27 protein-coding genes and 1 tRNA gene are annotated in these 25295 nt (G+C 61.2%); 19 read left to right on the forward strand and 9 right to left on the reverse strand.

The genetic code is table 11. The features are described 5' to 3' along the window. Positions 1 to 22: 22 nt before the first annotated feature. Positions 23 to 850, forward strand: a complete 828-nt coding sequence (locus VKS22_05035) for a 3'(2'),5'-bisphosphate nucleotidase CysQ (GenBank protein HLW69967.1) — start codon at positions 23 to 25, stop codon at positions 848 to 850. Between the two features lie 212 nt (positions 851 to 1062). Then, positions 1063 to 2025 (forward strand): hypothetical protein, encoded by a 963-nt coding sequence (locus tag VKS22_05040; GenBank protein ID HLW69968.1) that lies wholly within the window; start codon positions 1063 to 1065, stop codon positions 2023 to 2025. Positions 2026 to 2107: 82 nt separating this feature from the next. On the opposite strand, the gene VKS22_05045 is transcribed toward VKS22_05040, so the two are convergent. Next, positions 2108 to 2431: a hypothetical protein gene (locus tag VKS22_05045; protein HLW69969.1), complete on the reverse strand. Its 324-nt coding sequence runs from the start codon at positions 2429 to 2431 to the stop codon at positions 2108 to 2110. 85 nt (positions 2432 to 2516) lie between these two features. Continuing rightward, entirely contained in the window at positions 2517 to 3395 is an 879-nt protein-coding gene (locus VKS22_05050) for a TIGR03620 family F420-dependent LLM class oxidoreductase (protein ID HLW69970.1), read from the reverse strand. Between the two features lie 199 nt (positions 3396 to 3594). On the opposite strand from VKS22_05050, the gene VKS22_05055 reads away from it, so the two are divergent. The 6 genes from VKS22_05055 (at position 3595) to VKS22_05080 (ending at position 8745) form a co-directional block, all read left to right on the forward strand. Continuing rightward, positions 3595 to 4032, forward strand: coding sequence for a nuclear transport factor 2 family protein (locus tag VKS22_05055; GenBank protein HLW69971.1), 438 nt, complete (start codon positions 3595 to 3597; stop codon positions 4030 to 4032). Positions 4033 to 4092: 60 nt separating this feature from the next. Then, positions 4093 to 5535, forward strand: a complete 1443-nt coding sequence (locus VKS22_05060; GenBank protein ID HLW69972.1) for an N-6 DNA methylase — start codon at positions 4093 to 4095, stop codon at positions 5533 to 5535. Next, complete coding sequence (locus VKS22_05065; protein HLW69973.1) at positions 5532 to 6320, forward strand: hypothetical protein; 789 nt, start codon at positions 5532 to 5534, stop codon at positions 6318 to 6320. Before VKS22_05060 ends, VKS22_05065 begins: the two co-directional genes overlap by 4 nt. 88 nt (positions 6321 to 6408) lie before the next feature. Then, complete coding sequence (locus tag VKS22_05070; protein HLW69974.1) at positions 6409 to 6867, forward strand: nuclear transport factor 2 family protein; 459 nt, start codon at positions 6409 to 6411, stop codon at positions 6865 to 6867. Between the two features lie 30 nt (positions 6868 to 6897). Then, on the forward strand, positions 6898 to 7758 hold the full coding sequence (locus VKS22_05075; protein ID HLW69975.1) for an LLM class F420-dependent oxidoreductase: 861 nt from the start codon (positions 6898 to 6900) through the stop codon (positions 7756 to 7758). A 132-nt stretch (positions 7759 to 7890) separates the two neighbouring features. Further along, the gene (locus VKS22_05080; protein ID HLW69976.1) at positions 7891 to 8745 is read left to right on the forward strand and encodes an LLM class F420-dependent oxidoreductase; all 855 of its coding nucleotides are present in this window, start codon (positions 7891 to 7893) and stop codon (positions 8743 to 8745) included. A 9-nt stretch (positions 8746 to 8754) separates the two neighbouring features. Here VKS22_05080 and VKS22_05085 read toward each other — a convergent pair whose 3' ends face one another. Together VKS22_05085 and VKS22_05090 are read right to left on the reverse strand one after the other, a co-directional pair. Next, entirely contained in the window at positions 8755 to 9579 is an 825-nt protein-coding gene (locus tag VKS22_05085; protein HLW69977.1) for a hypothetical protein, read from the reverse strand. 21 nt (positions 9580 to 9600) lie between these two features. Then, positions 9601 to 9798: a hypothetical protein gene (locus VKS22_05090; protein HLW69978.1), complete on the reverse strand. Its 198-nt coding sequence runs from the start codon at positions 9796 to 9798 to the stop codon at positions 9601 to 9603. Between the two features lie 124 nt (positions 9799 to 9922). On the opposite strand from VKS22_05090, the gene VKS22_05095 reads away from it, so the two are divergent. The 6 genes from VKS22_05095 (at position 9923) to chrA (ending at position 16375) form a co-directional block, all read left to right on the forward strand. Then, a complete protein-coding gene (locus VKS22_05095) occupies positions 9923 to 10840 on the forward strand; it encodes a MaoC/PaaZ C-terminal domain-containing protein (protein HLW69979.1) in 918 nt (305 codons plus the stop codon). A gap of 12 nt (positions 10841 to 10852) precedes the next feature. Beyond that, the gene (locus VKS22_05100; protein HLW69980.1) at positions 10853 to 11962 is read left to right on the forward strand and encodes an S-(hydroxymethyl)glutathione dehydrogenase/class III alcohol dehydrogenase; all 1110 of its coding nucleotides are present in this window, start codon (positions 10853 to 10855) and stop codon (positions 11960 to 11962) included. 233 nt (positions 11963 to 12195) lie between these two features. Then, complete coding sequence (locus VKS22_05105) at positions 12196 to 13245, forward strand: glycosyltransferase family 9 protein (protein HLW69981.1); 1050 nt, start codon at positions 12196 to 12198, stop codon at positions 13243 to 13245. A gap of 42 nt (positions 13246 to 13287) precedes the next feature. Further along, positions 13288 to 14565, forward strand: coding sequence for a glycosyltransferase family 4 protein (locus VKS22_05110; protein HLW69982.1), 1278 nt, complete (start codon positions 13288 to 13290; stop codon positions 14563 to 14565). A 93-nt stretch (positions 14566 to 14658) separates the two neighbouring features. Then, positions 14659 to 15195, forward strand: a complete 537-nt coding sequence (locus VKS22_05115; protein ID HLW69983.1) for a hypothetical protein — start codon at positions 14659 to 14661, stop codon at positions 15193 to 15195. 16 nt (positions 15196 to 15211) lie between these two features. Further along, positions 15212 to 16375, forward strand: coding sequence for a chromate efflux transporter (gene chrA, locus VKS22_05120; GenBank protein HLW69984.1), 1164 nt, complete (start codon positions 15212 to 15214; stop codon positions 16373 to 16375). A gap of 27 nt (positions 16376 to 16402) precedes the next feature. On the opposite strand, the gene VKS22_05125 is transcribed toward chrA, so the two are convergent. After that, a complete protein-coding gene (locus tag VKS22_05125) occupies positions 16403 to 17287 on the reverse strand; it encodes a tRNA (adenine-N1)-methyltransferase (GenBank protein ID HLW69985.1) in 885 nt (294 codons plus the stop codon). Positions 17288 to 17587: 300 nt separating this feature from the next. Between VKS22_05125 and VKS22_05130 the strand changes: the two genes are divergently transcribed. The 3 genes from VKS22_05130 to VKS22_05140 all read left to right on the forward strand — a co-directional run bounded on the left by VKS22_05130 (position 17588) and on the right by VKS22_05140 (position 19597). Then, positions 17588 to 17663, forward strand: a tRNA-Gln gene (locus VKS22_05130). Positions 17664 to 17832: 169 nt separating this feature from the next. Further along, on the forward strand, positions 17833 to 18792 hold the full coding sequence (locus VKS22_05135; GenBank protein ID HLW69986.1) for a ribose-phosphate pyrophosphokinase: 960 nt from the start codon (positions 17833 to 17835) through the stop codon (positions 18790 to 18792). Between the two features lie 106 nt (positions 18793 to 18898). Further along, positions 18899 to 19597 carry a 50S ribosomal protein L25 gene (locus VKS22_05140; GenBank protein ID HLW69987.1) on the forward strand — a complete coding sequence of 233 codons (699 nt, stop codon included), beginning with the start codon at positions 18899 to 18901 and terminating at the stop codon, positions 19595 to 19597. A 13-nt stretch (positions 19598 to 19610) separates the two neighbouring features. Here VKS22_05140 and VKS22_05145 read toward each other — a convergent pair whose 3' ends face one another. The 4 genes from VKS22_05145 to VKS22_05160 all read right to left on the reverse strand — a co-directional run bounded on the left by VKS22_05145 (position 19611) and on the right by VKS22_05160 (position 21877). Then, positions 19611 to 20075, reverse strand: a complete 465-nt coding sequence (locus VKS22_05145; protein HLW69988.1) for a TIGR00725 family protein — start codon at positions 20073 to 20075, stop codon at positions 19611 to 19613. 37 nt (positions 20076 to 20112) lie between these two features. Further along, positions 20113 to 20922: an HAD family hydrolase gene (locus tag VKS22_05150; GenBank protein ID HLW69989.1), complete on the reverse strand. Its 810-nt coding sequence runs from the start codon at positions 20920 to 20922 to the stop codon at positions 20113 to 20115. Beyond that, entirely contained in the window at positions 20915 to 21385 is a 471-nt protein-coding gene (locus VKS22_05155; GenBank protein ID HLW69990.1) for a DUF4149 domain-containing protein, read from the reverse strand. Before VKS22_05155 ends, VKS22_05150 begins: the two co-directional genes overlap by 8 nt. 63 nt (positions 21386 to 21448) lie before the next feature. Beyond that, complete coding sequence (locus tag VKS22_05160; protein HLW69991.1) at positions 21449 to 21877, reverse strand: DUF2203 domain-containing protein; 429 nt, start codon at positions 21875 to 21877, stop codon at positions 21449 to 21451. A gap of 167 nt (positions 21878 to 22044) precedes the next feature. Here VKS22_05160 and lon point away from each other — a divergent pair, with 167 nt between their 5' ends. Further along, on the forward strand, positions 22045 to 24519 hold the full coding sequence (lon, locus tag VKS22_05165) for an endopeptidase La (protein HLW69992.1): 2475 nt from the start codon (positions 22045 to 22047) through the stop codon (positions 24517 to 24519). Between the two features lie 201 nt (positions 24520 to 24720). Then, positions 24721 to 25113, forward strand: coding sequence for a hypothetical protein (locus VKS22_05170; protein HLW69993.1), 393 nt, complete (start codon positions 24721 to 24723; stop codon positions 25111 to 25113). Positions 25114 to 25295 lie beyond the last annotated feature (182 nt).

Consider the following 25295-nt stretch of genomic DNA (forward strand, 5'->3'; position numbering starts at 1 on the left):
CAGATAGTATCGTCGTCACATCATGTCGAAGATTGAAAACCCTCGAACGGTCTCTACCACCACTCATGAATTTGCCCGCGAGCTCAAGGCCGCAGAGGCCGCGGCGCTTGAGGCCGGCGAAATCCTGCGGCGCCACTATCGGGATCGCGGCTTCACGATCGATCAAAAGGGCAAGGACAATCCCGTCACGACGGCGGATTTCGAAGCCGATCACAAGCTGAAGGAACTCCTGCACGACGGCTTTCCCGGCTACGGCTGGCTCTCCGAGGAGACCGCCGACGACGGCGCGCGCCTGCGTCACGACCGGGTCTGGATCGTCGATCCGCTGGACGGCACCAAGGAATTCATCAAGGGGATTCCTGAGTTCGTCGTCGCGATCGCGCTGGCCGAGCAGGGCGTCCCGGTCGTTGGTGTCACCTACAATCCGATCCGCGACGAGCTCTTTGCCGGCGCGCGCGGCGCGGGAGTGACCCTCAACGGCCAACCTGCCGCGGTCACGCCGCGGCCGTCGCTCGATCACGCGACGGTGCTCGCCAGCCGCAGCGAAACCTCGCGCGGGGAGTGGAAGGGCTACGAGCATCGCATCAAGATCGACCCGATCGGCAGCGTCGCCTATAAGCTCGCGTTGGTCGCCGCTGGTCGCGCCGACGCGACTTTCACGCTGACGCCAAAGAGCGAATGGGACATCGCCTCGGGTGCCGCACTGGTGATCGAGGCTGGCGGGCGCGTCACCGATCTCGACGGCAAAGCGATCCGTTTCAATCAGGCGTCGGTGAAGCTCAAGGGCTTCGTCGCCTCCAATGGCCTGCTGCACGACGAAATCGAACGGATGTTGCTGCTCTCCAAATAGAGCTGATGCGTCTCTTTTCTGACTAGATTACGATCCGCTGTCTCCAAACATCTCTTCAGTCGCGCAAAACCTGAGCTCTAGGTGTAACTGCGAGGTGTCGCGTGTAGTTATGATTACGGCTTGACTGTTCAGTTAGACTGAGTTAATTTCTCTCGAAGCACGTTTAGACATGCAGATTAGCATAATCGATTTCTAAACTGGTAGGTTTAACGATGGGTCTCAAACAACTCCTTTTATTCGGTGTTGCCGCCGTTCTGCTGATGATTCCGGATTATGGCTATGCCGGCGGCAGCCCAGCGATCAAAATCGTGATTCCGAAAATTGATTATCCGGCCGCCGGTGTGATCGGCACTCGCGTTCAAGACGTTAACAATTCGGGCAACACCGATTTCGACTTGAATACCGCAGCCGGGGCTGAGGTTGGGTATCGTCCGTTTGGCGGCGCCTTTATCATCCCGCAGATGGACCCCAACGCGGTAACCTTCACCCAACCGGATCAGATGAACAATTCCAACACCATGGCGGGCGATTACCTCGATGCGAACGGCGTCTTCCATGGTTTCACGCTGAACAGCGGAACTTTTACTACCTTCGACGTGAGTGCAGCCGGAAGCGCCTTCACAGCGGCTTTTGGCATCAACGATCAGGGTGATCTGGCAGGCGAGTTTGGCGCCGCCACCGCTACTGTCCACAATGAATCGTTTGTCGTAGTGAGTGGAGTGGAGACGGACTTCGACGTTAGCGGCGCGGCAGGTGACTTCGCGACCGCAATCAATAATGGCGACGTCGCTGTCGGCACCTACAGCACCACCGACCCGCTAACATTGGAAGCAACTTGCGGATGTCACGGGTACATGCGCGCGGCCAATGGCACGGTCACTACATTCGATCCCGTGGGCTCGGTCTCGACAGTCCCGCACGGCCTCAACAACAAGAACATAGTCGTTGGCCGTTATTATGACAGCGGCGGAGTCGTTCACGGCTTCGTCTACTTCCTGAATCACCCGGCGAGTTCGTTCACTTACGACTACCCCGGGGCCACGCAGACCAGTCTCAACGGCATCAATGACAACGGCTATATCGCGGGGCGCTACACCGATAGCAGCAATGTCGCGCATGGCTTCATCGCGCACCTGTCGCCGGGCGCTGCCGGGGCCGCCCATCGGCACAAATAGATGCTCCGAGGCGCGGCGGCTCATCGAGGCGGGATCATCGAGCCGAGGCGCTTAGCTTCGGCTCGATGCCGCGCAAACTGAGCTACCGGTCACCCTCGTCATCTGACTGGTCATCGCGTTCGCGATTCAGCTGAGCGACATGATCGGCGACGCGGTTGATCTCGACAGTCGCCGCGTCGACATCCTTGCGCGCCTTGTCGGCCGCCGCGGTCGCGGCGGCCGCTGCGGCTTGAGCCTGGCGCGCGGCTTCCTCGGCGTGCTCGGCTTTCGCTTGCGCCTCATTCGCCTGATGAAGCTCTTGCCGGACCTCCTCCTGAGAGGGTCCGCAGCCAAGTGCGCCTGGCGTGAGAAAGAGCGCGACGGCCAAGGCGGCGCGGCGCAGGAATCCAGTACGGGGATCGTTCACAGCCGGATTCCTCAAAACTTAATTTGAACGCAGCTCGCAGACTCGCCTGCTCGGCTTCGTTCGCAGGGCCTCACTCCGCCTAGTGTTATTGCTTGGGGGCGAGCGCTTCCATCACGCGCGGATCAGGGAGTGCTTCGCTATCCACGCGAAGCGGCAGGATACAGACGTGCGTGGCGCCGGCCTTGAGGTGCGCGTCGATGCGATCGCGAATTTTGTCGGCGCTGCCCCAAGCCACGATCGCGTCAACCAGCGCGTCGCTGCCGCCGTTCGCGAATTCCTTGTCGGCCCATCCCAGCGCTTTGAGATTGTTCGTGTAGTTCGGCAAGCGCGGCACATAGGTCTTCATATAGGTGCGGGCGGCGGCGCGCGCCTTGGCCGGATCGGTTTCGAGGATTACCGCCTGCGCCGCGCAGATCCACGGCTTAGGGCCGATCGCCGCGCGCGCCTTCGCGGTATGCTCCGGCGGGACGAAATAGGTATGGGTCCCCTGGGTCTGCTCCGCCGCCAGTGCGAGCATCTTCGGATGCAACGCGGCGATCACCACCGGCACCTCCTCCTTCGCTGCCGGCGCGCGATAGAGCGCGCTCTTCATCTTCGGCAAATAATCCTTCATGTAGCTGTAGGGTTTGTCGTAGCTGTGCCCGCGCAGATTGTTCACCAGCGGCTTGTGGCTCACGCCGATCCCGAGCAGGAAGCGCCCGCCTGACAATTCGGCGACCGTCTTTGAAGCCGCCGACATCGTGATCGGATCGCGCGCCCAGATATTCGCGATACCGGTGGCGAAGACCAGGCGCTCGGTATGGGCGGCGAGATAAGCGCTATGTGCGAACGGCTCGCGGCCGACCGCCTCGGGAATCCACATCGCGCCGTAGCCGAGTTTTTCGACCTTGCGGACGAACTCGACGCTCGCCGCCGCGTCCATCCCGTCGAGAAAGAACCAGATGCCGATTTTTCCAATATCCATGATGATCCTTAATTAGCCGGAGCCGGAGGCCCGAACAAGCGCTGAAACACTAGCGGAGCGAGGGCTGCCGAGCGGAGCGAGCAAAGGAGTCTGCGACGTGCGTCAAGAATCTTAGTACGCGCGGCGCCGCCGAGGATGAACGGATGTGCGTCAAGCTGTGATAACTTTCCCGATCATCTTCGCCAGGAGGACCAAGGCCATGACCGACATTGAACGCTTGCTCGCGATCGAAGAGATCCGGCAGGTCAAGGCGCGTTATTTCCGCTGCATGGACATGAAGGACTGGGCCGGCTTCACCGCGGTCTTTGCCCCCGATGCGACCGTCGATTACACCCCGGCCTCCGCCGATTCGAGTGACTGGAAGGCCGCCGGCGCCGCTAATGTCGTGGCCTTAGTGCGCAGCGTCGTCGAGCGCGCCGTCTCGATTCATCACGGCCACATGGCCGAAGTCGAGATCACCTCGCCGACCGCGGCGCGCGCGATCTTCGCGATGGAAGATCTGATCTACTGGCCCGAAGGCTCACGCTACAAGACGATGCACGGCTGGGGCCACTATCACGAGACCTACGAAAAACTCGGCGGCAAGTGGCTGATCAAGACGCTGGTGCTCACCCGCCTCCGCGTCGAGAATACGTGAATGACGCAAACCATTGCCTATAACCCGGCTCTCTCATAAATCAATGGGCGACGAAGATCGATGCAGTTGTTCGGCCAGGAGGCTGACGTGAGAGGGTTTGTGCCGACTCCGCCGGAAATCGTGGACCAGATGGTGGACCGCCTGTTCCGAACGAGGCCACCCACGCAGAGCAACAGTCTGCTCGATCCCGGATGCGGAACCGGCGCATTCCTGGCAGGGGTTCTGCGTTGGTGCGCGAAAAAAGGCGTGGCGCCGCCAAAGATGGTCGGGATCGAGTCCGAACCGGGGCGGGCCCGCTACGCGCGAGCAGCGTTCGCCGGGATCAAGAGCGTCCAAATACGCGACGCGGACTTTCTTCTCGATCCCGTGGAGACGTTCGATTTCATCGTTGGCAATCCGCCGTACGTATCAATCTACAGCCTCTCCGAGAGCGAAAAGCAGCAGTTTCGTGCCGCATATATGACCGCGCACGGTCGCTTCGATCTATATATGCTGTTCTTCGAGCGTGCGCTCAAGAGCCTGACGCCCGATGGCATACTCACGTTCATTACGCCGGAGAAATTCTTGTATGTATCCAGTGCAAGCCCGCTGCGACGCATCTTGGGTTCGCTTCAGGTAGAAGAAATTGAGTTAGTTGCAGAAACGGCTTTCGAAGGCTTGGTTACCTATCCAACAATCACAACCGTCGTTAACCGCAAGCGGTCAAAACCTTCGTTGGTGCGAACGCGTGGTGGGACGACTCAATACTGCCTACTGAGTAACGACGGCAATTCCTGGATGCCGATTATCAGCGGAGCGCGTGAAGACTGCACTGATGGCCTTTCGCTCCAAGATATCTGCATCCGAGTGAGTTGTGGAGTAGCGACCGGCGCCGACGAGGTATTCGTTCGCGAGACGGCATTGCTTAACGACGAACTCCGCAAATTCGCTCTACCTACCATGAGCGGTCGCGAATTAACTTCGGTCACAGACAACGGTCCATCTGCTTCCACGTACTCGATGCTCCTTCCTTACTCGCTCCATGGTTCGCTATTGCCCGAACGTCGTCTCGGCGCACTGGGAGGCTATTTGCGACGGTCCCATATCCGCAAACGACTCGAGGGTCGCACTTGCGCGAGACGCAAACCGTGGTACGCCTTTCATGAGACACCACCGTTGCCCGACATTCTGCGGCCGAAAATCCTATGTAAGGATATCACGCAAAAGCCGAAGTTTTGGATAGACCAGGCCGGAACACTCGTTCCGCGCCACTCCGTTTACTATGTCGTCCCTAAAGTCCCTGACGACATCGGGCGCTTGTGCGGATACCTGAATTCCCCGGTCGCCGCGCAATGGCTGAATGAGCATTGCCAACGCGCAGCCAATGGCTTCTTGCGACTGCAAAGTAGCGCGCTGAAAGCGCTCCCGCTTCCGGGCGATCTGCTTCGGCTACACCCGCGGAGAACAGGTTTGCAGATCCGGCTGGAATTGCAGGGTCGCGCTGAAAGCATCACGCACCGATGAGCACACCCTTCGACGAGGTCGTCACACAAATCAAGCAGCGGGGCTTCCACGATCACCGCCTCGAAGATCATTCGGACATTATAGGCACTCTACTTCTGAAGGATTTGCGCGAAAGTTGCGTCCCATTTGAAGCGGATTTCGCCTCAGGAAAAATAACCTCTTGGTTGAACGTACGCACTCCGGGAGCACGCAATCGAAAAATCGACGTTTTAGTCGGTGAGCCCGACTCGGCAGGTAACCCCGATCTCGGAAAGCTGCGGGTTTGTGTCGAAAACAAATCCGTGATCACGGCGCATCGTAATCTGTACGCCAGATTCGATGATCTCAACGAAGCTCTGCAGGTATTGCATAGAGCGAAGGCCGAAGCCGTGCTCATCGCAACGGTAATCTTCGGGGTGGCCGAGCGTGTACTTAATGTGCCGGACCGGATTAAGTCGAGGTATCGGGGAAACGAGGCTAAATTCGACAAGCAGATACTGCCGCGATTATCGTCAGGCGACCAGAAGTTGTGGAAGGACTTTCACTGGGCGGTGAGCGTGAATCGGCCCAAGGACCCAGCCAAGACAGTTGCTAAGTTCCGTCAATTGCCAACGCGCGCTCCGGGACACACTCACATTGTTGGGTATGACTATGTGCTGCTGATCCCGGCGTTCATCGACAATGTGAACACGCCGTTTATTCCAAATCCTAACGATCCAAGAAGCCTTCACATCGATGTCGAGCAGGAATACAGGTCGATGCTGGAAGCTGTCTGCAAAGCCTACTCCGCCCGATGGCACCTCTAACCCTCAGCCGCTACCCGGGGTGTTTGACGACTGTCGCGCGGGCGGCTTAAGGTCGCGGATAGATATACCCATTCTGGAGGATTCAGCTATGGCGGACGCGGCGCTCGAAAAACGCATCACGGAACTCGAAGATGTCGAGGCGATCAAGCGGCTCAAGGCGTTCTACTGCGACATCTGCGACGACGACCACAACCCCGATCGCATCTGGAAAATTTTTGCCGAGGACGGCATCTGGGAGGGCGGCGACTTCGGCCAGGCCAAGGGTCACGCGGCGATTCGCCAGCTCTTCGAGGGCTTCAAAAAGCTCATCAGTTTTTCCCAGCACAACGTCTTCAATCCGCAGATTGTCGTCAACGGCGATCGCGCTCATGCGAGTTGGTACCTAGTCGGGCCCTTTACCTTCCGCGAGAAAAACGACGCGCGCTGGCTCGCCTGCCGTTACGAAGACGACTACGTAAAGATCAACGGTGAGTGGAAGTATCAGCATCTGCGCGCGATCATCCGGATGTCCGCGCCCTACGAGACCGGCTGGGCGAAACAACAGTAATACTCTCGGCTGGCTTTGCGAGGAGCTCTCATGAAGTTCGGACTGATGTTCGTTAATTCCGGGCCCTTCAGTAATCCTGATCTGCTGGCCCATCTGGCGGTGACCGCCGAGAACTGCGGCTTCGAGTCGCTCTGGACGGTCGAGCACGTCGTGATTCCGAAGGGCTATCAGACGCCGTATCCGTACTCGAAGGACGGCAAGATTCCCGGCGGCGAGGACATCGCGATTCCCGATCCGCTCTTGCCCCTGAGCTTTGTTGCGGCGTTGACCAAAACGGTGAAACTCGCGACCGGTGTGATGATCCTGCCGCAGCGCCATCCGCTCTATGTCGCGAAAGAGATGGCGACGCTCGACGTGCTCTCGGGCGGCCGCACCATCCTGGGAATTGGCTCGGGCTGGCTCAAGGAGGAGTTCGACGCGCTCGGACTGGACTTTCATACGCGCGGCGCGCGGACCGACGAGGCGATCAAATCGATGCGCAGTCTGTGGCGCGAGAATCCGTCGAGCTTTCACGGTAAGCACTTCGATTTCGGCCCGGTGATAAGCTATCCCAAGCCGGCGCAGGCGGCGGGCGTGCCGATTCATATCGGCGGCCATTCACCGGCGGCGGCGCGCCGCGCGGGACGGCTCGGTGACGGTTTTTTCCCGGCGCTCAGCGATGCGGCCAAGCTCAAAGAACTGCTCGCGCTGATGCGCACCGAGGCCGCGAAGGCCGGACGCGACGCCGCAACGATCGAGCTATCGTGCATCGGCAGCGCCAAGCCCGATGCGATCAAACCGTTGCAGGACGTCGGCATCCAGCGCGTGATCCTCGCGCCGCCGGGTTTCGACAAGGAGGCCCTGTCGCGCGGCCTCGAGAAACTCGGCAACGAAGTCATCGCGCGACACTAGCGGAGCGTAGCGAAGCGAGCACAGGGGGCGGCCGAGTCTGCGAGGCGCGGCCCAGGTCAAGAGTCGGCAAGCTGCGTTCCAATTAAGTCAGCGACGTCTCGAACTATTGAGCCAAGCGCCGGAGAATCACCTTTGAAAGCAGGAATTATCTTCGCCAATTCAGGCCGTTTCAGCCGGCCGGAACTCTTCGCGCAGCTTGCCCGCGACTGCGAGCAACTGGGCTTCGAATCAATCTGGACGGTCGAGCACGTCGTCATCCCGCAGCCGCACATGCCGTATCCCGGCTCGAAGGACGGCTCGATGCCCGGCGGCGACGAAGTGCCGATTCCGGATCCGCTGATTCCGCTCGCCTACGCGGCCGCGCTCACAACACGGCTGAAATTCTCGACCGGCGTGATCATCCTGCCGCAGCGCCATCCGCTCTACCTGGCCAAGCAGCTCGCCACGCTCGATCTCCTGTCGAAGGGCCGGATGATGGTCGGGATCGGCAGCGGCTGGATGAAGGAAGAATTCGACTCACTCGGCGGCGGGTACAATGTTCGCGGGGCGCGCACGGACGAATCGATCCAGGCGATGCGCGCGCTGTGGCGCGACGACGTCGCGAGCTTCCACGGCAAGCATTTTCATTTTCACGATGTGAAAAGCTTTCCGAAGCCAATTCAGAAAAACGGCATCCCGATTCACGTCGGCGGCCATTCGCCGGCCGCCGCGCGGCGCGCGGGCAAATACGGCGACGGTTTCTTTCCGACAGTCACCGATCCGGCCAAGCTCAAAGAGCTGTTCGCGTTCGTGCACGAGGAAGCCAAAAAAGCCCGCCGCGACCCCGGCGCGATCGAGTTCTCCGCGATGGCGGCGCCGCGCGCCGAGTCGCTCAAGGCGCTCGCCGCAGTCGGCGTCACGCGCGTCGTTTTCAGTCCGCCGTCTTCGGATCCGGCGAAGCTGCGCGCAGGATTGGAACAAATGATGAGTGAAGTGGCAAAAGGCTAAGCCGTCGCGTTAGCGCGGCTGGCTGCCGCTCGTGAGATCTTTCGGCGGATGGACGGCCGGATGCTTTTGCGGATCGCGCTCCTTCTTTGTGCCAGGTGGGCGCTTGCTCTCCTCGACGAATCGATGCAGCAGCTCGAGCGCATCGATCGTGCGCTGCTGCAAGCCGGCGCTCGCGCGTTCAATGCGCTCCGGATCGGGCTGGTTGCCTTTGGGGATACTCGCCAAGGCCTCCCACCAGCTCACCTGGTCGAAGTAGGTCATGAACACCACCTGGACTTGCACCAGATTCGCTAGCGCACGCTGGATGCGTTCGATCGGATCGCGCATGAACAGCGTGATGAAGCTGGCCGCGCCGAGACCCCCGAAGAGCAGCGAGTAAACCTGCGTGCGAGTCGAGGCCGCGAGAATGGCGGCATACACGAAGAGCGCGATCCCGACGCCGAACATGAGCCGGTTCATCCAGGTTATGGTGGAGAAGGTGCCGGCGGCGCGATCGAAGGTCGTCTTGACTACATCGAGCGCTTTTTCCGTAACCGACAAACGCAACTCCATGGTTCGAACCATGAACCTGTGCTGCTCTTCCATGAATTTCTGCGCGAGCGCGGGCGGCAACTGCGAGCCCTCGGAAAACGGCGGCTGAAGTGGCAACTCGGGACCGACGAGCGCGCGCGGAGCGGGAACTAGAATGATTTGCTTGAGTTGGTCCAGCTCCGGCGAATCGAGCGAATACCCGGCATCGTGGATGCAGCCTTCGGGATTGGTTCTAACCTGTGCCGCGAAGGCTAGATCAATCTGACTGCGCCCGAGCGCCTTCCACAGATCTTCCTGGCTCATCGTCGCGTCCGCGAATCGAGATCAGGCCCACAGCGCCATCAGTTGCTGAGTGCGCGCCTGCATGTTCGCGCCGAACTCCTTGCGCAGCTCGTAATCGATAAGGATGTTGGCCAGAAGGTTGCGCGCGTAGATCTCGCGCGTGCCGGCGCCGGTTTGGGTGACGAGTTCGTCCATCACGGCCAGGAACTGATCCGGAACCCGGATCGTGATTGTCGCCACGCAGCTCCTCCTCCCTCGCTTTCACTTTGCCAGGCCGCCACGCGCTATGGATATACCGTGCAAACAGGCGGGCAGCAAATCACCTCAGTAGCGATTTCCCGATCAGATGGAATGCTGCGGAGGAATGGATCGCCGAACGGGTTTTGTGAAAAAATCCCCGATCATGGCGCTTGATTCATCGCTGGTTGGAACCAAGGTCGGGCCGGTCGAGGCCGAAATCGACGCGCGCTGGATGATGGCCTACGCCGCCGCTCTCGACGACATGGCTGACTGCTATCTCGACACCCGCCGTCCCGGAGGGATCGTCGCTCATCCGCTCTTTCCGGTTTGCTTCGAGTGGCCCGCGGCCGGCACGATTCGGACGAAGCTGCGCGCCAATATGGCGGAGGGCGAACCCGCGCGCGGAGTTCACGCCACGCATCATACGATTCTCCATCGGCCGCTGCGGCCGCCGATGCGCCTGAGCACGACCGCCGAAGTCCTCGGCGTCGAGCGGCGCGCGGCGGGCGCTTTCGAGGTTGTGAAATTCGCGACGGTCGATCATCGCGGGACGCCGGTCTGCACGACTTACTATGGGAGTCTGTACCGCAAGGTCGAGGTCAACGGTCCCGATCATCCGGCGGAGTTGCCGCGATCACTTGCGCCGACGACTACGCCCGCGCAGCCGCGCACCGCAATTCCGATCGCGATAGGCGCCGGCGCGGCGCATATCTACACCGAGTGCGCGCGCATCTGGAATCCGATCCACACTGACGCTGCAGTCGCGGCCGCCGCTGGGCTCCCCGGACTGATCCTGCACGGCACCGCGACGCTCGCGATGGCCGTATCGGCGATCGTGCGGGCCGAGGCGCAGGGCGATCCGGCGCGAGTCAGCGAGGTCGGTGGCCGGTTCGGCGCGATGGTGCTGATGCCGTCGGTGCTGACGGTGCGCATCCAGACCCGCGAAAAATGTGATCGCGGCGACGCGATTTTTTTTGAGGCGCTCAGCGCCGACGGTGGCCGCGCAATCCGCGACGGCTTCGTGATCCTAGCGACTGATTAAGGACCCTGACGCATGAAAACCCGAGCTGCGGTCGCCTATAAACCCGCCGCGCCATTGGAGATCACCGAGGTTGATCTCGCCGGGCCTAAGGCCGGCGAAGTGATGGTCGAAATCCAGGCGACCGGCGTATGCCACACCGACGCCTATACTCTATCGGGCAAAGACCCGGAGGGGCTGTTCCCGTCGATCATGGGCCACGAGGGCGCCGGCGTTGTCGTCGAGGTCGGGCCGGCAGTTACCTCACTCAAGGCTGGCGATCACGTGATTCCGCTCTACATCCCGGAGTGCCGGCAATGTCCCGCCTGTCTGTCCGGCCGCACGAATCTCTGCACTGCGATTCGCGAGACCCAAGGTCGCGGTGTCATGCCCGACGGCACAAGCCGCTTCTCGATTGACGGGCTGCCGATCCATCACTACATGGGGACCTCGACCTTCGCGAACTTCACGGTGCTGCCGGAGATCGCGCTGGCAAAGATTCGCGAGGACGCACCCTTCGACAAGGTCTGCTACGTCGGATGCGGCGTCACGACCGGAATCGGCGCGGTGATCAACACGGCGAAGGTCCAGGTCGGCGACCGCGTCGTGGTCTTCGGCCTCGGCGGAATCGGTCTCAATGTCATTCAAGGCGCCCGAATTGCCGGCGCTTCGATGATCGTCGGGGTCGATCTTAATCCGGCGCGGCGCGTGATGGCGGAGAAGTTCGGCCTTACACATTTTGTCAACCCCGACGAGGTGCGCGGCGATCTCGTGCCCTATCTGGTCGATTTGACCAAGGGCGGCGCGGACTTCTCCTTCGAATGCGTCGGCAACGTCAAACTGATGCGCCAGGCGCTCGAGTGTTGCCAGCGCGGATGGGGCACCTGCGTGATAATCGGCGTCGCCGGTGCCGGCGAGGAGATCGCGACGCGGCCTTTTCAACTCGTCACTGGACGCACCTGGAAGGGCAGTGCATTCGGCGGGGCCAGAGGCCGTCGCGACGTCCCTAAGATCGTCGACTGGTACATGGACGGGCGCATCAATATCGACGACCTGATCACCCACACAATGCCGCTCGCTCAGATAAATCATGCCTTCGGCTTAATGCACGAAGGCAAATCGATCCGCAGCATAATCAGCTACTAGAACCTTCACCGTTCGCGCCTTGGCTTTACGTACAGGCACGGGCGACGGCCTAGCCAAACAAAATCCTATTGCCGCTATCGCGACACTAATGGATCATTGGCTCCATGGGTCGTTCATCGTGCGGTCATCACTGTTGGCTCATTTGAAGAATAAACACAGTGTCTATGAGTGAATTAACATAATGTCGAACAGAGGGTTCTAATATCAACCAACATGTGTCAGGATTACGTCGCTTGGAGACACAGATTGCTTTGATAAAGGTCGGAGCGCTCGGCGACGTGGTCCGCACCACGACCTTGTTGCCCGCATTGAGGAAGCGCCACCCTAACATGGAGCTGACCTGGATCACCGGCAAAGATGCAGTGTCGCTGCTTCACGGGAACCCGGATGTGGCTCGCACAGTCCTGTTCGATGACTCTCCAGACGCATCCTGGCGTCACGCAAATTATGATTGGGTGATCTGTCTGGATGACGATGAGGCGCTATGTAAGCTCGCCAGCGAACTGAGGAGTTCGCGCCTCTCGGGTGCCTACATGGCAGGCACCGAGCGCAAATACAGCGACGATTTGGCCGCTTGGTTCAGTATGGGGCTGCTGCGCCCAGCGAGCCAGGGCGGGCTTAAGCGTGCAAATGAACTGAAGCGCGAAAACGCCTCCACATACGGCGAAATCATTTATCGGGGCCTCGGACTTCCAGGGCCCGTAGCCCGACCATTTATCGAAATACCTCGGGCCGAGCGTGAAGCAGCAGCCAGATGGCTCGAAGCGCAACGGTTCGCCGGACCCATCGTGGCAATGAATACCGGTGCTGGCGCGCGTTGGCGCTTCAAGAGCTGGGGTGAGGACCAGACGGCAGACCTGGCGCAGCAAATAGTCGATCGGTTGAGCGCTGATGTTGTCGTGCTGGGCGGTGCTGCGGAAAAGGATCGGAATGAGCGGATTGTTGTAGCTGCGAGGCGGTCAAAAGTGTGCGCAGCACCTACCAATTTGAGTCTGCTAGGATTTGCTGCATTCGTCGAGCGATGTAATCTTTTGATTTCAAGTGATTCACTAGGACTTCATTTGGCATCAGCTTTAAAAAAGCCTACAGTGGCCTTCTTCGGACCCACTTCAGCCGCAGAAATTGATCTCTACGGCCTGGGAGAAAAGATCACGACACCGCTCGGATGCGCGGTATGTTACTTGCGTGATTGCGATGTCAGGCCGCACTGCATGGAATCGATTCCGGTCGAGCGAATGTTCGATGCTGTGGCAAAACATCTTGCTTTTAGCGTTAACCTGTAATATTCGTCTTTTTTAGCTTGTGCTTGCGGAGACTGTTTCTTTATGAGCCGAATTGCTATGGTAGCCGCCTGTCCGTTTCCGGCGAACTTTGGCTCTTCGGCGTCGATCAGGGAACTGTCCAAAATCCTCGGCGACCGCGGTTACGACGTCCACGTTGTCACTTATCATATCGGTGATGACCGCCTGCCAGTGGGCAACGCCCAAGTCTGGCGCACGCGTTATTGGGGCAAGAAGCGGCGGGAATACACGGGTCCAGCGTGGCAGAAATTTATCCTCGATCTGTTGATGGTGTTTACGCTGATTCGGGTAATTCGACGGGAAAAGATCGATCTGATTCATGCACACAATTATGAGGGTGTGCTAATCGGAATGATCGCAAAACTTTTCACCGGTCGTCCCCTGGTTTATCAGGCGGTCAATCTGATGGCGGATGAACTTCCAAGCTACAACTTCATCAGGCCGGCGTTTATCGCGCGTACGCTGGCAACGATGCTTGATCGTCTGGTGCCGCGCCTGCCGGATTTTGTTATCGTCATCTCCAAGGAGCTCGAGACCTATTTTCGCCTGCGGGGTTTTGGGCCGGATCGGATGGCGTTGATCCCGCCAGGCGTCTATCCTGCAATGTTCGCGCGTCCCGACCCGCACCGTATCCGCGATCACTTTTCAATCGGCGATCGCAAAATCGTGATGTATACGGGCGTCAGCAACGTCTTTCAACGAATCGATTACCTCCTCAAAGCCTTCCGGACAGTGCTCGCGCAAGAGCCTGCAGCCGTGTTGATGATAGTGAGCCCGCTCAGCGGAGAAGCTGATCTGGTGAGAAACCAAGAGTTTGCCGCGTCATTGGGCATTTCGGAGAGCATCATTTGGGTCGAAGGGCAGTCGCTGGTTGACCTGCCGGACTACCTTGCGGCCGCCGACATAACTGTCATCCCGCGGCCGGACATCCCGGGATATCCACTCAAGCTGCTGAACGCGATGGCCGCGGGCAAGCCAACGGTTTGCTTCGCGGGCGCTGCTAAAGGCGTCGAGCATCTGCGTGACGCGTTCATCGTACCGGACCACGATCTCGACGCGATGGGCCGCGGAATCCTCACATTATTGCGCGATCCCGCACTGGCCGAATATATCGGGGATGAAGCCCGGCGAACCATTTTGACCAAGTTCGATTGGGAAATTCTCTGTACGCAGGTCGAGCAGGTGTACGGCCACGTCCTCGGCGCCGCCCACGTGGCGTGGTCCGCACAAACGGAAGCCCGCGTCGCGGAGACCGCGCCGGCGCGGATTTCACCCGACTCGGATGGCCTCATCGCGAAATAGCTCGTGAAACTTGACTCTCAATCGTTCGGCCCCGAGCGATTTGCCATTCACATATGGGTTGAGTGAAGCTGCGAATATCCGCAAGCTGCGTATGTGAATCGATCAGCTGATTCCTCCTTCTGCGCGATCCGTGAAATCGCCTTTGCTGCCTCCTTTGTCCTGATCATCTTTCTTGCGCGAACGGCAACCGCCATCGCCGAGGCGGCGTCAAAAAATGGCCCGTTCTTTCTACCCAGCGGCGCCGCCGCGAAAATCGTGACCGTCGCGCCGCAGGGCGAGGCCGAAGCCGGGATCACTGTCGTGAGCGAGGGTGTGCTGACTAAGGAGCGGGAGCCACGCAGCAAGATCGCCAAATTCGGCGAGGTCTATACTTTCAGCCCGGACTTCATCGCGGTGCATCGCGATCAGCCAACGCAAATCGAATTCTGGAACCTGCAATCCGACGACGAGCATGACTTTGCGCTGCTCAGCCCCGATCTGAAAATCCTGATGTATGAGAAGTTGCCGCCGCTGCAAAAGCGTTCGTGGGTCTTCACGTTTCATCGCGAGGGCGTGCTTAGCTTCAAGTGCCTGCTCCATCAGCCGGTGATGAGCGGGCAAATCCTGGTGCTGCCGCCGGCGCGCGAATGAAAGCCGTGAAACCGCGATGAACGATCCGGCCGCTCCGCCCGCTCCGGCCGATCGTGGGCGGGAGCTGCGCGCCCTCGCGCTGCTCTTCCTGCGCCTCGGCACGACCGCGTTTGGCGGCCCGGCGGCGCACATCGCGATGATGGAAGACGAGGTGGTGCGGCGGCGCGGATGGCTCTCGCACGCGAGCTTCCTCGACATGATCAGCGCCTGCAATCTGATCCCCGGGCCGAACTCGACTGAGATGGCGATCCATATCGGTCATCGGCGGGCGGGATTGGTCGGCCTCGCGGTCGCCGGCGCCTGCTTCGTCGTGCCGGCGGCGCTGATTACCGCGGCGTTGGCGTGGGCCTATGTGGCGTTCGGCGCGATGCCGCAAATGGCTGGGGTGCTGTACGGCATCAAGCCGGTGATCATCGCGGTGGTGGTGCAGGCAATCTGGCGGTTGGCGCGATCGGCGCTGCAGACGCGTTTCCTGATCGCCTTGACCGTTGCCGCGACTATCGCGGCGTTCGCCGGAGTCGACGAGATGGTGATCCTGTTCGCCGCCGGCTTGATTGCGATCGTGATCTCGCGATTTCGCGAGAGTCAGGCGGGGGCATCGGCGACCGGCGCGCTCGTGACGGCGTCGAAAGTTGCCGCCACGACCGCCATGCCTTTCAGCCTAAGCGGGCTCTTTCTGATCTTTCTCAAGATCGGAGCGGTTTTGTTCGGCAGCGGCTATGTACTGCTGGCGTTTATGCAGGCCGATCTGGTTGATCGAACGCACTGGCTCACGCAGGCGCAGTTGCTCGACGCGGTCGCGATCGGACAGATCACGCCGGGTCCGGTGTTGAGCACGGCGACCTTTGTCGGCTATCTGCTGGGAGGTAAGGCCGGCGCCGTGCTCGCGACCGTCGGAATTTTTCTGCCGGCGTTTGTGTTCGTCTCGATTAGCGGACCGCTGTTGCCGCGTCTCCGCCGCTCGCCCATTGCCGGCGCCTTTCTCGACGGGGTCAACGCCGGTTCGTTTGCGCTGATGGTCGCGGTGACGTGGCAGCTCGGCCGCGCCGCCGTAGTCGATGCGACCACCGCGGCGCTCGTGCTGATCAGTGCGATCATGCTGCTGCGCTTTCGTCTGAATTCCGCCTGGCTCATCGTGATGGGCGGCGCGGTTGGCGCCCTTGCCGCCGCATTTCGATAGCGACTGAGGTGTATGCCCTACCGCGGGCTAGGACTCGTCGAGCGGATCGTCGTCAGGATCGTCCAACAGATCTTCGTCGGTTTCGAGAGCCTCCGCCGGGCTTGCGGCATCGAGGGTAGCGGCTGGAACTGCGGCGGCGTCAGCCAGACGGCGTGCGACGATGATGAACGCGCTGTGCGCGACCATCCGATGGACCGGGCGCACGCTCATCCCTTTGACGTGCCAATTGCGCAGGAGCGTTTCAAAGCTTTCGATTTCAGTAAATAGCGGGTGAAGCTGGAGCGCCTCAACCGTCTCCTTGAGCTGGAGCGCCGTCGGGACGTAGCCGATAAACACCCCACCGGGCCGCAGAGCTCGCGCGACGACGTCGAGCGCGCGGCCGGGCTCGGGCAGATCGAGAAACAAGCGATCGACGCCGGTCTCGTCGAAACCTGTGTAAAGGTCGCGCAGTTTGAGTTCCCAGTTGGGCGCGTCGCCGAAAAAAGTAGCGACGTTGCGGCGGGCGCGCGCCGCAAAATCCTCGCGCAGCTCGTATGAAATGACCCGGCCCTGGGGACCGACTGCACGCAAGAGCGCGAGCGTAAACGCGCCCGCGCCAACGCCGCCTTCGATCACGGTCGCGCCGGAATAGACGTCGCCCCATATGAGCATCGGGCCGGTGTCTTTGGGATAGATCACCTGGGCGGCGCGCGGCAGATGGGGAATCAGGTCGGCGTAGGTCGGGCGCAAGACGAGGAAGGTTTCGCCGGTGCTGAGTTTGACGCGCGAGCCTTCGTCGAGCCCCCACAACTGGTCGGCGGCGATCTCGCCGCGAATCGTGATTTTGCGCTCGCGCGCAAGGATTTTCAGATAGCGACGGCCCTTGCGATCAATAAAGAGGACGGCGTCATTTTCCTTTAGTGCGGGGTTCAAGGTGGGTTCAGGGATAGACGCTCGGCCCGCCGCGCGCAACCGCTACAAGCAGGTCGCGGTGTGCTGACGAACGAATTTTGACGCAGCTCGCAGACTCCTGATTTTGACCGCGCCTCGCAGACTCGGCCGCCCCCTTGTGCTCGCTCCGCGCGGTAGCCGCGCTCCGCTAGTGTCGGGAACATTGACAGGGCAAAGCTCCGGTCAATAATATCAAGGGTTTCCGGGGCGGAAAGAAAAGCTGTGCGAAGTTTCCTCGGCTTGTGGGACTCTTCACCGCGAGCATGAGCGGCGCGATCGTACTGGGCGGTCGCCAAGTTGGTAAGGCACCAGGCTTTGGACCTGGCATTCGAAGGTTCGAGTCCTTCCCGCCCAGCCACACACCAGGCGGAGCGAGTCCGCGAGGGGAGCCGGGCACAGGGGGGCCAGGAAACGAAGCGGCGCGCCGGCAGGCGACTCTTTATTTTGGCCGCGCGTCGCAGACTCCGCCGCCCCCCGGAGCTGCGTCAAGCATCTTAGTTCGGCCAATCAGTCTCGGAGGGAGGAGAATGCCCGATCGCACCAAAGATGAACTCGAGATTTTCACGGGGAATTCAAATCCTGCGCTGGCCCGTGAAGTCGCCGAGCATCTGGAGGTGAAGCTCGGTGAGGCCGAGGTCGGCCATTTTCCGGACGGCGAGGTGATGGTCGAAGTCCGCCAGAACGTGCGCGGCGGCGACTGCTTTGTGATCCAGTCAACCTGCTCTCCGCCCAACGACAACCTGATGGAACTGCTGCTCCTGATGGACGCATTGCGGCGCGCGTCAGCCAAGCGCATCACCGCGGTAATTCCCTATTTCGGCTACTCGCGCCAGGATCGCAAGGTCGCGCCGCGCGTACCGATCAGCGCCAAGCTGGTTGCCGATCTGGTGACGGCCGCGGGTGCGCAGCGCGTCCTGACGGTTGACCTGCACGCCGGGCAGATCCAGGGCTTCTTCAACATTCCGGTGGATAATCTCTACGCGATGCCGGTGCTGGTGCAGTATCTGCGCAAGCGCCTGGATAGCCGGCGCGTGACGGTGGTTTCGCCCGATGCGGGCGGCGTCGAGCGGGCGCGCGCCTTCGCCCGGCGGCTCAATGCCGATCTCGCGATTATCGACAAGCGCCGCCAGCGCGCCAGCGAGATCACCGAGATGCGGTTGGTCGGCGACGTGCGCGATTCGACGGCATTGCTGGTGGACGACATGATCGACACGGCCGGCACGATCACCGAGGCCGCCAAGGTGATCCTCGCGGCCGGCGCGTCTGAGGTCATGGCCTGCGCGACCCATCCGATCCTGTCGGACCCGGCCTGCGAGCGGCTCAATCGCTCCCAGCTCAGCGAAGTGATCACCACCAACAGCATCCCGCTGTCGGTTAAGGCGCAGACGGCGCTGACGAATCTGAAAGTGCTGTCGGTCGGCGCCCTGATAGCGGAAGCCGTGCGCCGCATACATAATGAGGAATCGGTCAGCTCGCTATTTAACTAACACTAGGCGGAGCGAGTCCCCGAGCGGAGCCGAGCAGGCGAGTCTGCGAGCTGCGTTAAGAATTAAATCTGCGGACGGCTGACGCGGAAAATTGACGAGGAAATCGATGGAAACCGTTGAGTTAAGCTGCGAAAAACGCGAAGTGCGCCCCAAGGGGCTGGTCAACCGAATCCGCCATGAAGGGCGGGTACCAGGCGTGATCTACGGCAATCTCGGGGTGACGACTGCGATCGCGGTTGGCGCGGGTGATCTGAAATCGCGCGCGCACTCGGCGGGCCGTCAGCGGTTGATTCGGCTCAAATCCGCCGCCGCCGAGCTCGACGGCAAACACGTCATCATCAAGGACCTGCAGCGCACGCCGGTCAGCGGCGTGATTTTGCATGTCGATCTGTACGAAGTTGACCTGAACAAGCCGTTGCGGGTCGCAATTGCGCTGCGCTTTGTCGGCCGCGCCGCCGGTATCATCGATGGCGGTATCCTGCAGCCGCTTGAGCGCGAGGTCGAGGTCGAATGTCTGCCGCTCGAGATGCCGGAGACGATCGATGTCGACGTGACCGCACTCAAGATTCACGACGTGATGCATATCTCGGCGCTCAAGTTTGTCGGCAACGTCAAACCGATCTTCGACACTGATTTCCCGGTCGTCACGGTGCTGCCGCCGACGGTCGCCGAAGCGCCGGTCGTCGCGGCTGCGGCCGAGGGCGAGGCCATCGTGGAGGGCGCTGCCCCAGCTCCTGCTGCCGCCGACGCCAAGACTGCGGAGCCGGCCGCCAAAGAGGGCGGCGGCAAGGACAAGAAGGGCTAGGGGGTCGGGCTACCTACGTCGAGCGGCGGGCGCGCGCCAGCGCCAGTTCGACGGCCGTGGCGGGATCATCGGCATGGTCGATCCCTGCAACCTCCTGCCAGGCGCGTAGCGCGACCAGCGGGCGGCCAAGTTTCAGCGCGAGTCCGATTTCGGAGAGCGTGCCGCCCTCGCCTGCGAGGGCGACGACCGCATCCGCACTCGCGACGATGATCGCATTGCGCGCCTGCCCCATTCCAGTCGCGATTATAAATTCGATGTGCGGGTTGGCGTCGCCGCGATCGTAACCTGGCAGGATCCCAATCGTATGGCCGCCGGCCGCGTGTGCGCCGCGCGCCGCCGCTGCCATTACACCACCGCGTCCGCCACAGATGAGGGTCCCGCCGCGCGCGGCGATCGCGTGGCCGACCGCGAAGGCCAGCTCGCAAACCTCGGCGTCAGCCTCACCTGCTCCGACTACCGCGATGACCTCGCGTCCCATCTCAGCCGCCGGATATGGAGTCCAAGTTCAGCCGCTTTCATATATCCAGAATACGCGGCAGATCGGCGAGATCATCAATAATGAAGTCGGGCGCCGGGATACCCTCGGGAATTGAGGAGGCGCCCTTGCTGATCCACGCGGTGCGCATCCCGGCCGCGCTCGCGCCGAGGACGTCGTCGCGCGGCGTGTCGCCGACGAAAAGAATCTCTTCAGATGCGACTCCAATCATCGCGCGCAGATGCTCGAAGATGCGGCGCCCGGGCTTGCGCAGGCCGACCTCGGCGGAGATGACGACCGCCTCGAACAGCTTCGCGACGCCGGTGTCGGCGAGAACCTCGCGCCCGCACTGGGCGTCGTCGAAATTCGACAGCAGCCCGAGACGGTAGTGCGGGGCGATGCGCCGCACGGCCGCAACCCGCCCCTCCGGCGCCCACGTCACATTGCGCACCGCGGCCATGTGCACGCGGGTGAGTTCTTCGGCGAGGTCGCGGACGCGCCAGTCGAGCGCGGCGCCGCGCTCGACCGGCGCGGCGTGGACCGCAGCGCCGTCGGAATGCACCAGTTCCAGGCGGGTCAGCGTGCGCCGGAAGCGCTCGTGACAGGTGATCTCGATGCCGTCGCGCTCGCGCTCAAACATAATTTCTTCAGTCACCGTCGAATAGACCCGGATGAATCGATCACGCTCGAAGGCGGCGCCGAACAGCTCGATCATCTTGGGGAAGATCCAAGGCATCGTGGTGCGGATCTGGCGGCCGTCGAGCTCCATCAGCGGCAGGCGCGCGGGCTCCCATTTGACGAGCGTGTCGAAGAGGTCGAGCACGACCGCGCTGAAAGCGGCTTTAGCCACGGGGCGTCAACGCCACGGCCGTGGTTAGCAGGGCGAGCAGATTCAGGATCATCGTGCCGCCGTTGAGCGCCACCGAGAGGCGATGGAGCTGATCGAACTCGGCCTTGCGCGCCGGATCAGGAGTAGGATCTGTGGTGACGGCGCGGACCGCGTCGATCCGCGGCCGCACCACCGCACCCGCGTAGAGGGTCAGCGTGAAGGCCACCGCCAACGCCAGCGCTGACAGCGACCACCAGAGCCGCGGCCCGCGGCTGAAGGTGAAGTAGATCGCGAGCATCACGCTGATCACCCCGGCGACATAGCCGAGGAGGTAGTAGCGCGGGAAGATCGTGCTCACGACCCGACCCGCGTCAGCGACCGGCAGCGTCGTGAACACTGCCGGTGCGGTGAAGATCGTGAAGAAGATCATCCCACCCAGCCAGCAAACCAGGCACAGAAGATAAATGAACAGTGTCAGCGCCATGAGGGAATCAGTATTGAGTTAGTTCGCCGGCCGAACAAGCGGCGGCGGTTGTGCTGTTACGCATCAGTTGAGGTAGCGCTTTTCCGCGCCGCGCAGCGGCCGCCGATCGCCGAAGCCGGTCTCGACCGGATGCCACGCCGCGATCTCCGGTTCGCCGGGCTGCCAGCACAGGAAGACCACGCGGCCTTCCTCGATCTCGTAGGGAAAATCGACCAACCCCAAGTCGAGATCCTTGAGAAAGCAGCCGAGCGCCTCGATCTCGCTGGTCAACTGCGCCATCCGCACCGCGGAGGCGCGCAATTCGGGATAGCGCGCGATGAGCTCCGGCAACTCCATCCGATGGGCGTCGCGGTCGTGCGCGGCGACTTCGGCGATACGTCCGCGGACCTCGCCGGCCCGCGACTGCAGGTCGCGAATCAGCAACTCGAGCCGCGGGATCAACGCGCAGGCCTCTTGAGGACTGAATAGTTTGTCGAAATGATAATTAGCCAATAGATTCCACGGTTGGAGCAGATGCGACCTGTATCCAGGGCGCGGGGATAACGCCTTGTCTGTGCCTAGACCGTATATTACGTTAAAAAGTCATGCTCGGAAAAGCGCGAGCTGTATGTTGCTTGGCTCGAAAACATCCGGAGCCTGGGGGGGAACCGGGGTGACCTATGTCTGATCCTGAGGAAAAGCGTTTCGAGACCGAAGAAGACCTGAGCAGCGTCGAAATTCCCGAGACTTTGCCGGTGCTGCCCTTGCGCGGCATCGTGATTTTCCCGAGTCAGATTCATCCGTTTCTGGTCTCGCGGGCGTCGTCGCTCAAGTTGATTGACGACGTCGGGCAGAATTCGCGGATCATCGGGCTGACCGCGCAGAAAAATCCTGAGGATGAAAATCCGGCCCCGGAGGCGCTCTTCCAGTGCGGCACGGCGGTGCGCATCCTCAAGATGCTCAAGTATCCGGATCACAGCGTGCGCGTGCTGGTGCAGGGGCTCGCACGGATCGAGCTGGGGGAGTTCACGCAACGCGCGCCGTACTTTGTCGCGCACGTCGCGCGCCTGACCGAGACCTTCAGGCCCGAGCGCGAAGCCGAGGCGCTGCAAGCGAATCTGATCAGTCAGTTCTCAAAGTTTGTGTCGCTGGTGCCCTATCTGCCTGACGAGCTGCAGGTGATGGCGATGCAGGTGCGCGATCCGGCGCGGCTGACCGATCTGGTCGCTTCTTATCTGAAGATTGCTGTCGAGGAGCTGCAGGACCTGCTCGCGACGCTCGACGTGCGCCAGCGGCTCGAAAAACTGCTGATCATTCTGAGCCGCGAGATCGAGCTGCTCGAACTCGGCCACAAAATTCAATCGCAGGTGCAGACCGAGCTCAACAAAAATCAACGCGAGTATTACCTGCGTCAGCAGCTCAAGGCGATCCAGAAGGAACTCGGCGAGGGCGACGGCCGTTCATCGGAGATCGAGGATCTCGCCAAGAAGGTCGCGGCGGCCAACATGCCCGAAGACGCGCGCAAGGCCGCCGACAAGGAACTTGACCGCCTGCGCATGATTCCGCCGGAGTCCGCCGAGCATACGGTCGTGCGCACCTATATCGATTGGCTCGTGACCCTGCCCTGGAGCGTCGCGACCGAGGACAATCTCGACATCGCGCACGCGCGCCAGGTGCTCGACGAGGACCACTTCGATCTCGAGAAGGTGAAGGAGCGCATCCTCGAATTCCTCGCTGTGCGCAAGCTCAAGCAGGATACCAAGGGGCCCATTCTGTGCTTCGTCGGGCCGCCGGGCACCGGCAAGACCTCGCTGGGCAAATCGATCGCGCGGGCGCTCGGGCGCAAATTTCAGCGGTTGTCGCTCGGCGGGATCCGCGACGAGGCGGAAATCCGCGGCCATCGCCGCACCTACGTCGGTTCGCTGCCCGGCCGAATCATCCAAGGGCTGCGCAATGCCGGCTCCAATAATCCGCTGTTCATTCTCGACGAGGTGGACAAGCTCGGCGCCGATTTTCGCGGCGATCCCGCTTCGGCGCTGCTCGAAGTGCTCGACCCCGAACAAAACAACACCTTCGCCGACCATTATCTCGACGTCCCTTTCGATCTTTCCCATGTGCTCTTTCTCACCACGGCCAACCTCCTCGACACGATTCCGCATGCGCTGCGCGATCGCATGGAGGTGCTCGAACTACCCGGCTACACGGAGGAAGAGAAGCTGCAGATCGCCTTTCGCCATCTGATCCCGAAGCAGCTCAACGAGAATGGCCTGGCGGGTCAGCAGATCGAGTTCACGCGCGAGGCGGTATCCGAGGTGATTCGCAGCTACGCGCGCGAGGCCGGTCTGCGTAATCTCGAACGCGAAGTTTCGCGCATTTTCCGGAAGATCGCCCGTTCGATCACAGAGGGCGAGCCGCCGCCCGCGCAGATCACGGTCGAGATGCTGCAGAAATATCTCGGCGCGCCGAAGTACTTCCTCGAGATTGCCGAACGCGCCAACGAGCCCGGCGTCGCCACTGGCCTCGCCTGGACGCCCAACGGCGGCGACATCATTTTTATCGAAAGTACGCGGATGACCGGCCAAAAGGGCCTCACCCTGACCGGGTCGCTCGGCGACGTGATGAAGGAATCGGCGCAGGCCGCGATGTCCTATATCCGTTCCCACGCGGACCAACTCGGCATCGCGAGCGATTTCTACGAGAAGGCGGACATCCACGTGCACGTGCCGGCCGGCGCGATTCCCAAGGACGGACCGTCGGCGGGCGTGACGATCACCGCCTGCCTGGCCTCGTTACTCACGGGCCGTCCAGTGCGCTCGGACCTCGCGATGACCGGGGAGATCACGCTGCGCGGCAAGGTTTTGCCCGTCGGCGGGATCAAGGAGAAAGTGCTGGCCGCGCGGCGCGCGGGAATCCGCACGGTGATCATGCCGCGCCGCAACGAACATGACCTCGACGACATCCCGCCTGAACTGCGCGCCGAGATGGAGACGATCTTTGTCGATACCGTTGACGAAGTGCTCGCCTACGCGCTGCAAGATCGCGTCGTTGCTGACGCTGCCGAAGACGCCGAGTCCGAGGAACCGGAAGAGCGGGCGAAGCTGCGCGAAGCGGCGGCCGTCGAAGCCGCTCCACGCCGTCCGCGCACACTGAATTAGGGGCGATCTCTCCCGAAGTATCGCAATGCTGGGCGGTCCGGAGACAAAGGCCCTTGAACAGTTAGGGTCTTTGCGTAATGCCGAATCGAATGGGAATGGTAGGCCGTTTTGCCCAGAACCTAGCATGGGGCGGGTCACTCCTGAACCATTGCCACGCCTCCGCGCTCACGCTTGTGGGCTAGTATCCCACGGGGCTCGCTGATGAATGGATGGAAAGAAACGATCAACAATTTCGCTCGTCAAGTGGGCGCTGAATGCCATCCGATGTTGATCGGAGCGAAACTAAATAAGGACAATTGTTTCACGCTCAATAACAAGCTGCTCGTCATAAAAGTCAGTCTCATTCCGAAGCCCTGGTGGGGTCTCCATACTAAAGCTACCGACAAAATAAAGAATGAGAATGGCTTCCTAGTCTTGCTCGTTTCAGAAAACGAGGGATGGGTACTGACGGGTCGCGAGGTCCGTGATCGGATTGAAAACGAGTCATGGCGTGTCGCTTCGGATGAGGTTCAGTACAAAATTCATCGAAGAGATCTTCCGAACCAGCGTCACTTCTCCGCGCCAGAAGAGTTTTTGCAAGCACTACAATCTTGAGCGAAGCAGGCGAGGCGCGCTTCGGCGACAAGAACCAAGCGGGGACACAGTCGAGACAAGCAGGCCGGGATTCGTCGCGCAGAAGCCTTGATTGGGCCACGTGTCGCACCCCCCTGGGTCTCTGGCTCTCCTGCTTTTGCCCTTCCTCCCGGCCCCGCGTGCGAGGCGCGATCGCAACGCCT

This window comes from Candidatus Binataceae bacterium (genome assembly GCA_035308025.1).
Taxonomy (GTDB): domain Bacteria; phylum Desulfobacterota; class Binatia; order Binatales; family Binataceae; genus JAJPHI01.